Here is a 13,162-nt window from a genome sequence, read left to right as displayed (position 1 = left end):
GCAGCAATGATGTTGACCAAGGTAAATCAATCTTTGCTACCGACAACTTTAGCCCTCGCGCTAGCTTGGTTGGCCTGTGCACGGTTTGCCGAAGCCGCCAACCAAGTACCGGAAGACGAAAACCTGCCGGATTTGACCGCGCTCAGCGTCGAGCAGTTGATGAGCCTGGACGTGACCTCGGTCATGAAGACTTCGACCGATGTCAGCCATGTCCCGGCGGCAATTTACGTACTGAGCAACGAAGAAATCCGCCGCAGCGGAGCGACCACGATTCCGGAAGCGTTGCGGGTGGTACCGGGCCTGAACGTAGCCAAGGTCGACGGCAACAAGTGGGCGGTTTCGATCCGCGGATTCAACACCCAGTTTGCCAACAAACTGTTGGTACTGGTGGACGGCCGCAGCGTCTACAACCCGCTGTTCTCGGGGGTTTGGTGGGATCAACAGGACATGATGATGGGGGACATCGACCGCATCGAAGTCATTCGCGGCCCTGGCGCCAGTTTATGGGGCGCCAATGCCGTGAACGGCGTCATCAACATCGTCACCAAAACCGCGAAGAACACTCAAGGCACGTTATTGAGCGGCCAGGTCGGCACTCAGCGCCACGGCGGCGGCGTGCGTTACGGCGCCGATTTGGGCGACGACGCCTTTCTGAAGGTCTACGCCCGCCATTCGGATTACGGCGACTCCAGAACCCGGGATTCCGCAGACCCGGCCGGCGACGAAGGCGACATGAGCAAAGCCGGTTTTCGTTACGACAAGAGCTTCGATATTGCCAACAAGCTCAGTATTCAAGGCGATGCCTTTATCGGCGACGGCAACGGTTCGCCCGTCGCTTTCCCGAGGCTATCGGCCAACTTGACCCCGGTCATGGCCGCGCCCTACTCCCTGGCGCTGCCCGCCGATCAACAGTTCTACGGCCATTACCTACAGGGCCGCTGGGAGCAACACCAGGGCACCGACTCCACCACGGTAGTCCGGATGTATTGGGATCGGCACAGCCGCAAATCGCCGTTCTTGAATTCGCGCTACCAGATCGACAGCTTCGACATCGACTTTCAACACAACTACAAACTCGGTGATCGCCACCTGCTGCTGTGGGGAACCGGTTTGCGTTTCAATATCAACGATTTCGAGAACAGCCCGCAAATTTCGATGAGTGCGCCGCAGCGTACCGACCGGATTTACAGTTTCTTCGCCCAAGACGAAATCAGCTTGGTTCCCGACCGCTGGCGTTTGACCGTGGGCGGCAAAGTGGAGCACAACCCCGTCACCGAATTCGAAGTGCAGCCCAATGCCCGCCTGTTGTGGACCCCCAACGAACGCCACTCCTTCTGGGCGTCGGTATCGCGCTCGGTCAGAACGCCTAATTGGGTCGAACAAAATATCTCGTATAGTCTGAGCGTTCAGCCGCCGAATCCCGGCTTGCCGATACCGCAAATCGCCGGCCTGGTCGGCAATCCGAATATGGCTGCGGAAAAAATGCTCGGTTTCGAGCTGGGCTGGCGCGGCCAATTGCTGCCGCACCTCAGCGCCGACGTCGCGCTGTACCACTACAACTACGACGATCTGTCCAGCAATACGATTTCGGTATTGCCCCCTTCCAGCTACCTGTTGATCAAATCGACCACCGGCAATTTCGGTATCGGCGAAGTCTACGGCGGCGAAATCAGCTTGGACTGGCAAGTCTCCGAATATTGGAAACTGAAAGCCAACTACAGCCACGAGGAAGACCGAATCCGCCCCGGCAACGCCACTCCGGCCGGCGTTTTCATCAACGACAGCGGCAGCTATCCGGCGCACAAGGCCATGCTCTGGTCGATGTACCAACTGACACCACAACTGAAATTGGACTTGAATTGGCGCTTCGTCAATTCGACCGTCACCAACGGCAGCTTCACCCAGGGCTACCACGATCTGGACGCGCGCCTGGCTTGGGACTTGGGCTCGGGCTTGGAATTGGCACTGGTCGGGCGCAATCTGCTCGACAGTTACCATTTCGAATACGGCTCCGATCTGTTTTCGACTGCAACCGCCGTACAACGCGAGGTCTACGGTACCTTGCGCTGGCATTTCTAACGCGGACGGCAGACCTCGATGAATTTGCAAACCCGGCAAAAATTCGCAACCACCATCCTTCGCGGCATTATTCGCGCGGGATCCGGATTGTGCCGAAAAGCCGCAAATTCTAAACGCTCGGCCGGCGCTATGCTTAGTCTGCTACTTATGTTCGCCCACCCGGCCTACGCCGCGGAAACGGCAAACGAGGCCGCCGTGAAAGTCGCGTTTCTCTACAACTTTTTCAAATTCATCGAATGGCCGGAGTCCGCCAGCCAAAGCAAATACAACCTGTGTTTGGTTACGCCGCACAACCTCGGTGACAACCTGCTGGCTCTGGAAGGCAAAACCGTCAACGGCAAACCCTTGACGGTACTTCAGGACTTACCGATCAAGGATTTGAAAGTCTGCCATCTGGTATTCATCGCCAAATCGGCCGCCAATGCCGGCGACATTCCGCGCGAACTGAGAGGCACGCCTGTGGTCACGGTCAGCGACAAACCGGGCTTTCTGGAACAAAACGGCACGATCGGTCTGGTGCAGGACGGCAACCGGTTGAATTTCGAAGTCAATCTGGACAACGCCAACGCGGCGAACGTCCGTATCAGCGCACAGTTGCTGAAACTGGCCCGCAACCTGAACCTTAATCTGAACAAATAACGTCAGAACCGAACCAGCCATGATCCGGGATAAGCTAGTCGATTTGCCGATGACCTATAAACTGCAGCGCCTGCAGGCCATTACACTGGCGCTGGCCTTAGCGCTGACTTTGGCGATCGTCAGCGTCACTCAGGTCTGGCAGGAAAAAAAAGAGCAGCTCAACGAAATCCGCTCTCTGGGCAAGATGATAGGGTTTAGTGCCGGCGCCGCGCTATTGTTCGGCGACGCCAAAACCGGTTCCGACATACTCGCCACCTTACGCGGTAAACCGGAAATTTTATCGGCGCAACTCTACGGCCGGGACGGCGAGATTTTCGCCAATTATCCGGCACAGGCAGCACCCGGCAGTTTCCCGCCGACCTTGTTGAAGGCGCAGGAACAACTGCTCGGGCAAAGGCAGCGGCTATTGAACCTGATCACGCTGAACCCGTTGCCTGACGATAGCGGCGAAGTGATCGGCTATCTGCGAGTGCTGATCGATTTACGCCCGCTGTGGCGGGCAGTCGCCATCAACCTCGGCCAGATTCTAATGGCGATGCTCGCCTCCTTCATGTTTGCCGTCCGGTTCGGCCGTCGTCTGGCCGCTTCGATCGCCGCCCCGCTGACGCGGCTGTCGCAACTGGCCAGACAGGTATCGGTCGACAACAACTATATGGTGCGGGCCAAGGGCGAAAGCAGCGACGAAATCGGCCAACTGGTGAAGAGTTTCAATCAGATGATCGAGCGTATCCAGCAACGCGATGCCGAGCTGGAAAACCAGCGCGGCTGCCTGGAACGCGAAGTGGATCTGCGCACCGCCGATTTGCGCCAAGCGGTATTGGACGCACAGGCCGCCAGCATCGCCAAGTCGCAATTCCTGGCGACGATGAGCCACGAAATCCGCACGCCGATGAACGGCGTGCTCGGCATGACCGAATTGCTGCTCGGCTCGGAATTGAATCCGACCCAGCGCCAATACGCGGAAACCGTGTTCAGCTCGGCCGATTCGCTGCTGACCATCATCAACGACATTCTGGATTTCTCCAAAATCGAAGCGGGCAAACTGGAACTGGAGGAAACCGATTTCAGCCTGAGCAATTTGATCGACCAGCTAGGTACTTTGTTCTTCGAACGCGCCAGCAGCAAAAACATCCGCCTGCTCTGCGAAATCGATCCGGAAACGCCGAAAGAAGTCCGCGGCGACCCCTACCGCTTGCGCCAGATTCTGACCAATCTGTTATCGAACGCTGTTAAATTCACCGAAGCAGGGGAAGTCAAGCTTCAGGTCCGCAATTGCGAACCGAAACTATGCTCGTCGGCCACCGGCCTGTGCCTGGAGTTCAAAATCAGCGATACCGGCATCGGCATGAACCGGGAAGCCCTGTCCCGACTGTTTCAGGCCTTCAGCCAAGCCGACGGTTCGACTACCCGCAAATACGGCGGTACCGGCCTAGGCCTAGTCATCAGCAAGGAACTGTGCGAATTGATGGGCGGAAATATTCGGGTCGAAAGCCAGCCGCAGGTCGGCTCGGTTTTCAGCGTCTATTTGCCGTTGCGCGAAGCTCTGGCGCCGCTGCCGGCTAAGGCTGCATCACAAGCCAATTTGGCCGGCAAATACGTGCTGGTGGTGGAAGACAACGCCACCAACGCCAAAATCCTGGAAAACCACTTGGCGGAATTCGGCATGCATTTCCGCGTTGCCAAGAACGGCAGCCACGCCCTGGAAATTTTGGAACAGAGCGCCCGATCCGGCCAATTTTTCGATATCGCGCTGCTGGACATGCGCATGCTGGGCATGAACGGTACCGAGCTGGCCCGGCGCATACGGGATGACGTACGCTTTGCCAGGTTGCGACTGGTGATTATTTCCTCCTGTGCGGACGAGGCGGAAATGGCCGATATCCGCAACTGCGGTTGCGACGTGCATCTGCAAAAGCCGGTGTACCGCCGTACCTTACAAGACACCCTGTTGCGCTTGCTGCCGCCCGCAACCGAGGCCGCGGCGGAAGCCAAACCGGTTCCGGCGCCGTCCGGATTGCGCATCCTGTTGGCTGAAGACAATCCGGTGAACCAGAAAATCTGCAGCGCGATGCTGCGCCAATTGGGGTACAACTTGATCTGCGCCGGCAACGGCCAGGAAGTGTTGGATCTGTTCCAAACCGAACCGGCCGATCTGATTCTGATGGATTGCATGATGCCGGTCATGGACGGCTATACCGCCACGCAACGCATCCGCGAACTGGAACAGGCCAGCGGCGCCAAACGGACGCCGATCATCGCCCTGACCGCCAACGCGATGGAGGGCGACCGCGAGAAATGCCTGCGGGTCGGTATGGACGATTATCTGAGCAAGCCGTTTTTGCAAAAAACCCTACACGACAAAATCCGGGCGCTGATCGGAGATTCGCAACCCGCCCGGCCAGATGCCGAAATTCGCCGGACGGCTTTCGACTCGGCCGAACTACGTTCGCTACGCCAGATCGGCGGCGACGAGTTGGTCGCCGAGGTATTGCGCCTGTTCCGGGAAAATGCCGCGCAGCAGATCCGCGCGATCGCAACCGCAATCGAGAACCGGCAAAGCACCGAGGTGCGCCAGGCTGCGCATAGCCTGAAGTCGACGGCGGCCAATATCGGCGCCGCGCAACTGGCGGAACTGGCCCGCAATTTGGAACATGCTGCCCGCGACAACACGCTGGCATTCGATAGTCTTGTTGCCGAATCCTTGCAAACCGCCTATAAAGCAATCCTGCAACAACTTCCCGTTACAACCTCGTAAATGCATCAATCTCACGCCCCCCATCTCATTCTGGCGATCGACGATGACGACATGGTGCGTTTGATGTTGCGGGACATCCTGCAGCGTGAAGGCTTCGATGTGGTTTGTGCCGCCGACGGCGGCCAGGGCCTGGAACTGTGCGCCAGCCGCAAACCCGATCTGGTGCTGCTGGACGTAATGCTGCCGGACTTGAACGGCTTCGACTGCCTGCAAGCCATTCGCCGGATGCCGGGCAACTCAATCTTGCCGATCGTGATGCTGACGGGGGTGGACGACCTCGAATCGGTTAACCGCGCGTTCGAGCTGGGCGCCACCGATTTTATCGCCAAACCGATCAGCTGGCCGACCTTGCCGCACCGCTTACGTTATCTTTTGCGCTCGGTCGCCACGCTGTCGGCATTAGCCAAGAGCGAGGCCGAATTGCGCAAAGCGCAAAAAATCGCCCAGCTCGGCAGCTGGGAATGGCATGTTGCCAGCGACGCGCTGCAGTGTTCCGAGGAAATCTTCAACATTCTGGACTTCGATCCGCCGCGCCAAGACTTGAATTTGCAGGATTTGCTGAACCGGGTGGACGCGTCTGAGGCCGCCAAGCTGCAACAAGCCATAGACTTGTGCCTGAAAAACAAGTTGAGCTTCCGCATCGAATTGCCGTTAGCGCATCGGGACGGCGGCGACCGGGTGATTCACATACAAGGCGAACCCATCGTCGAGAACGATACGGTCGATCGCATCCGCGGCGCCATTCAGGACATCACGGAACGCCGCCACATCGAAGAACGGGTAAGGTTTTTGTCCTATTACGACCCGCTGACCGGGCTGCCCAACCGCACGCTGTTCAAAGAGATTCTGGGCCAAGCCATGGCCTATTGCGACCGCTACGGCTCGGCGCTGTCGACGCTGTTCATTAGCATCGCCCGTTTCAAACGCATCAACGAAACCTTGGGGCCGAAAATCGGCGACCACGTGTTGAAAATGTTCGCCGACCGGCTGGTTGCCGAAGTCAGGGAATCAGATTACGTATCGGTCAACTGCGAGCTGGATCTGGCCAACATGACCGTATCCCGACTCGGCGGCAGCACTTTTACCGTATTGTTAAACCGGGTAGAGGACTCCCGCGACAGCGTCAAAGTCGCCAAACGCATCTTTCAGATCATGCAACAATCGTTTCCGGTCGAGGCCACAGAACTATTCTTAGGCATCAATATCGGCATCGCGGTCTACCCCGGCGACGGTATGGACGAGGATGGCTTTATCAAGAACGGCGAATTTGCGATGAACCATGCCGGCGAATACGGCCACAACAACTACCAGTTCTTCAGCAAATCGCTCAACGTCGCCGCCTTCCACAAACTGGCGATGGAGAACAGCCTGCGCCGGGCGATCGAACGCGACGAACTCGAGCTGCATTACCAGGCCAAAATCGACATTCGCCGTCATCGGGTGGCCGGCTGCGAGGCCCTGATCCGCTGGCGCCACCCGGAATTGGGTTTGATCGGCCCGTCGCAATTCATCCCGATTGCCGAAGATTCCGGCCTGATCGTACAGATCAGCAATTGGGTATTGGAAAACGCCTGCCGCCAAGTACTCGCCTGGCGCCGGCAGGGCGACTGTCCGGAACTCGTTATGGCGGTCAACGTGTCGGCCAACCAGTTCCGCCAAGCCGGTTTCGGCGGCCATGTCCGCGGACTGCTGGCGCAGATCGGGCTGGAGCCGCGCTATTTAAAATTAGAACTGACCGAGACGATATTGCTGCACAACGTTGAGGACGCCTTGGTCACGCTGCGCGAATTACAGGCATTGGGCGTCAAGATCAGCATCGACGATTTCGGCACCGGTTACTCGTCGCTGTCCTATTTGAAAAAACTGCCGATCTCAGAACTCAAAGTAGACCACAGCTTCGTTCGCGACTTGCCGCACAACGAAGACGACATGGCGATTACCGCAGCAATTTTGGCGTTGGCCGATGCACTGTCGCTGGAGGTGGTAGCCGAAGGCGTCGAAAACCAGGACCAGGCCAATTTTCTGTTGGATAACGGCTGCACTGTAGTACAGGGATTTCTCTACCAGCGGCCGATGCCGGCTGCCGAATTCGCCGAGTTTGCCAGAGCCTTCAATAGCCGGTCGACCGCCGTCCCGATCCTGCGATGACGACCGAACCGAAGATTCTGATTGTCGACGACGACGCCATGGTCAGGATGTTGGTCGGCCAGGTATTGCGCGCCCACGGCTACCGAACTTTAGAAGCCGGGAACGGGAACGAGGGCTTTCGTCTGTTTTGCCAAGAGCAACCCGATCTGGTGTTGCTGGATGTGATGATGCCGGAGCTGGACGGCTTCGCCTGCCTGCGGCAAATGCGGGCTGTTCCCGACCGCAACATCCCTGTCGTGATGATGACGGCGATCGAAGACACGCGCGCAGTGGAAGAAGCCTTCCAACTCGGCGCTACCGATTTCATAGCTAAGCCGGTGCAATGGCCGCTGTTGCCGCACCGGATCGAATACGTATTGCGCGCCCACCGCACCACGCAAAATCTGATCGAACAGCAAAACCTGCTGAGACATAGCGAGCAGCGCTTCCGCGACCTGGTCGAGAGTTTGAGTTCGGATTACTTTCTGTTTTCGTTGGACCAGCAAGGCGCGTTCAGTTACCTCGGACCGTCGGTTGAGCAGATTCTCGGCTATCCGGCCGAACAACTCCTGGGCGATTGCTTTGCGCTGGCCACCGATAATCCGCTTAATCTGGCCGCCCGCAGCCATATCCAGGCCAGTTTAAACGGCATCAAGCCGCCCAATTACGAGTTGGAACTACGTTGCCGAGACGGTGGCGCCCGCCTGTTGAGCCTGAATGCCACGCCGATTTTCGACGAACAGGGCCGGGTCATTGCCGTTAACGGTCTCGCCCACGATATCAGCGAAGTGCGCCGGACCCAGCAGGCCCTAAGCGACAGCGAGGAGCGCCTGCGCTTGTCGATGCAGGCGGCTAAACTCGGCTTTTTCGACATCGACCCGCAGACCGGAGCCACCATCGTCAACCGCGAATACTCGGCGATGCTCGGTTACGACGCCGCCGGCTTCTCGGCCGACATCGACGCCTGGGCCGAAAGGCTGCACCCCGACGACCGCCAGGCGGCGCTGGAGCGCTATCGGGCCTACATCGCCGGCGAAATCGGCGAATACCGGCTCGAATACCGCTTACGCTGCGCGGACGGCGGTTGGAAATGGATATTGTCGATCGGCAGCATCGTCGAACGCGATGGCGACGGCCGCCCGTTGCGAATGCTCGGCACCCATACCGACATCACCGACAGCAAAATCGCCGCCGAACGTTTGAAATTGCTGGCAAAGGTGTTCGAAAACAGCGGCGAAGCCATCTTTCTCTGCGCCCCGGATTTGACCATCGTCTCCAGCAACCAGGCTTATACCAATATTACCGGCTTCCGGGCCGAGGAAGTACTCGGCAAGAAACCGGCCATGCTGGATGCGGAGCACGACGACAGCGGCCATTTCCGCCGCATCCGCCAGGCTTTGAATGAAAACGGTTATTGGCAGGGCGAAATCTGGGACACCCGCAAAAACGGCGAACTCTATCCGGCCTGGCTGGGGATTTCGACGATCGGCGACCCGCTCGGTACGGTCAGCCACTACATCGGTATCTTCTCGGACATCACCGAACGCAAGGCGGCCGAAGCCCAAATCGAGTATTTGGCCCGCCACGATCCGCTGACCAACCTGCCGAACCGGACCTTGCTGCGCGACCGCTTCGACCAGGCCATGGCCCATGCCTTGCGCAATAACAGCCTGGTCGGCTTGTTGTTTCTGGATCTGGACCATTTTAAAAACATCAACGATACGATGGGCCACGATGTCGGCGACCGACTACTGCAGGGCATCGCCGAACGGCTGTGCCAGTGCGTCCGCGAAGTGGATACCGTTTGCCGGCAAGGCGGCGACGAATTCATCATCATTCTGACCGACATTCCCGACGTCGATACCATCGCCCAGATCGCACTGAAAATTCTCGACCAACTTAATCAGCCGTTCCTGATCGAAGGCGTCACGGTTTGCACCTCGTTCAGTATCGGCATCAGCCTCTACCCCAACGACGGCTTGAACTTCCACGGTTTGTTGAATAAAGCCGATACCGCGATGTATGCGGCAAAAAACGAAGGCCGCAACACCTTCCGTTTCTTTTCCCACAACATGAATTTGGCCTCGATCGAACGGATGAACATCGAGAACGGCTTGCGCGCGGCATTGAAGCAAAACGAATTCCGCCTGCACTACCAACCGCAATATTCAATTCGCGACAACAAGATCATCGGCGCCGAAGCGTTATTGCGCTGGCAGCCGGCCAACGGAGCGATGGTGCCGCCAGCCAAATTCATTCCGATTGCCGAAGACAACGGCCTGATCGTGCCGATCGGCGACTGGGTATTGCGCGAAGCCTGCCGGCAAAACCGGCTTTGGCACGATGCCGGCTGCAAATTGTTGGTGACGGTGAATATCTCGGCCTTGCAGTTCAAACGCGGCAACCTGCTGGAATCGGTACAAGCAGCCTTGTCCGAATCGGGTCTGGATCCGCAATATCTGGAATTGGAACTGACCGAATCGGTGTTGATGTTCGACACCGCCACCGTGATTCAGCAAATTGCCGACCTGAAAGCGCTGGGCGTAAGCTTTGCGATCGACGATTTCGGCACCGGCTACTCCTCGCTCAGCTATCTGAAACGTTTCGCAGTCAACAAACTGAAGATCGACCAATCCTTCATCCAGGATTTGAGTTCGGGCAAAGCCGAAGACGCCGCCATCGTCCAGGCCATTGTGCAATTAGGCGACACGTTGGGACTACTGACGTTGGCCGAAGGCGTCGAGACTCAGGAACAGGCCGAGCGCCTGCATCAGCTCGGCTGCCACAAAGCCCAAGGCTTTTATTGGAACCAGCCGTTGCCGCCGGACGAATTCGGGGCTTTGTTCGACGCCGACTGAAGGTTGTCAGAACAAATTCCAGACTGGATCGGCCCCCGCCGGCAAGGCCGCCAAGCGGCCCAATTCCACATACTGGTTGCCCGGTGCATGAAAATCCGAGCCCTGCGAAGCATACAAGCCGTGCTTTAGCGCAAAGCCGTAACTTAAGCGGATATCGTCGATACTGGCTCGGCCGGTGACGACCTCGATCCCCTGCCCCCCCGCCGCCTTGAACCGGATCAACGCCTTGTCCAACCATTTCGTGCTGAGCTTATAGCGCAATGGGTGCGCCAGCACCGCAACGCCGCCGGCCTGCCTGATCCAGTCCACGCAGTCGGCCAACGGCGCCCAGGCGGTCGGCACGTAGCCGGGTTTACCTTTGCTCAGGTAACGGTCGAAAGCGTCCTGCTGGGTCTCGACATAACCGTGTTTGACCAGAAAATCGGCGAAATGCAGGCGGGTGATTTCGCCGTTGCCGGCTGCGGCGCGTAACTCGGGATAGGCGTCCGGGATGCCTTTCTTGACCAGTTTTTGCGCAATTTTTTGCGCCCGCTCCTCGCGGGTGATTTGCTGTCGGCCAATGCCTTCCAACAAGCGGCTGTTGGTCGGATCGATGTTCAGACCGACGATATGCAGACAATGGCTTTCGAAGCCGGCGGACAGCTCGATGCCCTGGACCAACCGAATGCCGCAATCCTGCGCCGCCTGCCGGGCTTCGGCCAAACCGGCCACGGTATCGTGGTCGGTCAATGCCAGAACGCCGACGCCTTGCTGCTTGGCGCGGTTGACCAGTTCGGCCGGCGGCAAAGCACCGTCCGAGGCGGTCGAATGGCAATGCAAATCATAGATTAAGTCGCTCATTGATAATCGCCGTAAAGTTTGGCGTATAAGCCGTTTTGTTGAATCAGCGCCTCGTGTTTACCTTGCTCGCAAATTCGGCCCTGTTCGAACACGTAGACATGGTCGGCCTGTTTCACCGCACTCAAACGGTGGGCGATGATGATCGTGGTGCGGCCTTCCAGGAAGCCGTTCAAAGCCTGGTGCAGCTTGTACTCGGTTTCGCTGTCCAACGCCGAAGTGGCTTCGTCCAGAATCACCACAGCCGGCTGGCTGACGATCATTCGCGCAATCGCCATGCGCTGGCGTTGGCCGCCGGACAGGCGCATGCCCTGGCGGCCGACCACCGTGTCCAATCCGTCTGCCAAGTCGGCCACGACATGTTTCAACTGCGCGATCTCCAGCGCCTGCCACAACGCCGCGTCGGCGATTTCGCGGCCCAGGGTCAGATTGGCGCGTATCGTATCGTTCAGCAGCGCCGGATGTTGCAGTACTGTAGCCACGTGCTCGCGCACCACGTCAAGGCCGATCTGGTCCAGCGGCACGCCATCGAAGTAAATCATGCCGCTGCCGGGCGGATAGAGTCCGATCAAGGTTTGCGCCAGCGTCGATTTGCCGCCGCCGCTGGCGCCGACCAGCGCAATTTTTTCGCCGGCCGGAATCGACAAATTGATGCCGTTCAGCACCGGCTCGTCCTTGTAACTGAAATGCAAGTCTTTGACGCTGACCGAAACGGTTTTCTTGCCTAGGAACGGATTGGCCTGATGCGGGTAGTAGGGTTCGCGCTCCAGACCAGCCAATTGATTGACCCGCGTTAATGCGGCTTTCGCCGCATAAAACGATTGTTGAATACTGAGGATTTCCTGAACCGGCGCCATCATGAACCACAAGTAACCGAATACCGCCAACATTTCGCCGATGCTGAGGTTGGAATACAGCACCATCAACATTGCGGTGGCCCGGAAAATATCGAAGCCGAACAAAAAGGTCAGAAAACTCAGCCGCACCGTCGCATCGCTCTTCCAGGCATAAATCGTGGAATGGTTTTTCACGGCCAGCGCACTGTTGACCAATTGCCGACAGTAATGCTCTTCGCGGTTACTGGCCCGGATCTGGTGTATCGCTTCCAAAGTCTCGCTCAAGGCCTGCTGGAACACGGCATAGGCTTTGTTCTCGTTGGCCTTCAATTCCTTGACCCGGGAACCGACCGCCTTCGCCAGGTAAATCACTAGCGGATTCAAAAAAATGATGAACAATCCCAGTTGCCAGTGCATCCACAACAAAATCAATGCCGTGCCGAATACCGTCAACACTGCGACCAGCAATTTGCTGATTGTGGTGCCGATGAAGTTATCGAGAGTATCGAGATCGGTCACCATGTGCGAACTGACCGTACCGCTGCCCAGGCTTTCGTATTCCGACATCGAGATATGCTGCAAATGCTCGACCAGACTGGCTCTGATCCGGAACACCACGTCCTTGGCGATATTGCAAAACTGCCGGGTCTGGCTGATGTTCAAGGCCAATGCGAACAGGCGCAGCAACAAGCTGGCCAGCAAAATCGCGCCGATATAGACGAAAGGCGTGCGCCATTCCGCCGGCAACCAGGGATCGAGCGTGGCCAAAACCATGCCGGGATGGTGCAACAATACTTCGTCGACCAGCAAGGGCATCAGCAGCGGCACCGGCACGCTGGCCACGGTCGCCATGATCGCCATCAGATGCCCGGCCAGCAACTGCTTTTTGTGTTTAAGAGCGATACCGTAGATGTAACGCCAGGAGTATTCGAAGCGGTTCGGAGCGGGAGCGATTTTCAAAGTCTGGAAACGAATTCGGTTAGGTTTAGCCATTATAATGGTCCGGTGGCCGCGGCAAAACTTATAGCCGG

At 57.8% G+C, this 13,162-nt stretch carries 7 protein-coding genes; 5 read left to right on the top strand and 2 right to left on the bottom strand.

Features of this window, described 5'->3' with window-relative positions; genetic code table 11:
* Positions 1 to 33 precede the first annotated feature (33 nt).
* The 5 genes from NP603_RS09030 (at position 34) to NP603_RS09010 (ending at position 10,458) form a co-directional block, all read left to right on the top strand.
* Complete coding sequence (locus tag NP603_RS09030; protein ID WP_256610540.1) at positions 34 to 2,079, top strand: TonB-dependent receptor plug domain-containing protein; 2,046 nt, start codon at positions 34 to 36, stop codon at positions 2,077 to 2,079.
* A 129-nt stretch (positions 2,080 to 2,208) separates the two neighbouring features.
* Entirely contained in the window at positions 2,209 to 2,718 is a 510-nt protein-coding gene (locus NP603_RS09025) for a YfiR family protein (protein ID WP_256610539.1), read from the top strand.
* Positions 2,719 to 2,737: 19 nt separating this feature from the next.
* Positions 2,738 to 5,473, top strand: coding sequence for a response regulator (locus NP603_RS09020; protein ID WP_256610538.1), 2,736 nt, complete (start codon positions 2,738 to 2,740; stop codon positions 5,471 to 5,473).
* Entirely contained in the window at positions 5,474 to 7,621 is a 2,148-nt protein-coding gene (locus NP603_RS09015) for a putative bifunctional diguanylate cyclase/phosphodiesterase (RefSeq protein WP_256610537.1), read from the top strand. It abuts the gene before it with no gap.
* Positions 7,618 to 10,458 carry an EAL domain-containing protein gene (locus tag NP603_RS09010; RefSeq protein WP_256610536.1) on the top strand — a complete coding sequence of 947 codons (2,841 nt, stop codon included), beginning with the start codon at positions 7,618 to 7,620 and terminating at the stop codon, positions 10,456 to 10,458. The genes NP603_RS09015 and NP603_RS09010 overlap by 4 nt, the downstream gene beginning before the upstream one ends.
* A gap of 6 nt (positions 10,459 to 10,464) precedes the next feature.
* On the opposite strand, the gene NP603_RS09005 is transcribed toward NP603_RS09010, so the two are convergent.
* Positions 10,465 to 11,298: a PHP domain-containing protein gene (locus NP603_RS09005; RefSeq protein WP_256610535.1), complete on the bottom strand. Its 834-nt coding sequence runs from the start codon at positions 11,296 to 11,298 to the stop codon at positions 10,465 to 10,467.
* Entirely contained in the window at positions 11,295 to 13,124 is a 1,830-nt protein-coding gene (locus NP603_RS09000) for an ABC transporter ATP-binding protein (RefSeq protein ID WP_256610534.1), read from the bottom strand. Before NP603_RS09000 ends, NP603_RS09005 begins: the two co-directional genes overlap by 4 nt.
* Positions 13,125 to 13,162 lie beyond the last annotated feature (38 nt).

It is taken from the genome of Methylomonas aurea (genome assembly GCF_024505045.1).
Lineage (GTDB): Bacteria > Pseudomonadota > Gammaproteobacteria > Methylococcales > Methylomonadaceae > Methylomonas > Methylomonas aurea.
This window is presented reverse-complemented; position numbering and strand designations above follow the sequence as displayed.

What these genes read in the sequence shown, in the direction of transcription:
- NP603_RS09020 (WP_256610538.1), top strand. Translation starts at nt 2,738, where the DNA reads ATGATCCGGGATAAGCTAGTCGATTTGCCGATGACCTATAAACTGCAG.
- NP603_RS09000 (WP_256610534.1), bottom strand. Translation starts at nt 13,124, where the DNA reads ATGGCTAAACCTAACCGAATTCGTTTCCAGACTTTGAAAATCGCTCCC.
- NP603_RS09005 (WP_256610535.1), bottom strand. Translation starts at nt 11,298, where the DNA reads ATGAGCGACTTAATCTATGATTTGCATTGCCATTCGACCGCCTCGGAC.
- NP603_RS09010 (WP_256610536.1), top strand. Translation starts at nt 7,618, where the DNA reads ATGACGACCGAACCGAAGATTCTGATTGTCGACGACGACGCCATGGTC.
- NP603_RS09015 (WP_256610537.1), top strand. Translation starts at nt 5,474, where the DNA reads ATGCATCAATCTCACGCCCCCCATCTCATTCTGGCGATCGACGATGAC.
- NP603_RS09025 (WP_256610539.1), top strand. Translation starts at nt 2,209, where the DNA reads ATGCTTAGTCTGCTACTTATGTTCGCCCACCCGGCCTACGCCGCGGAA.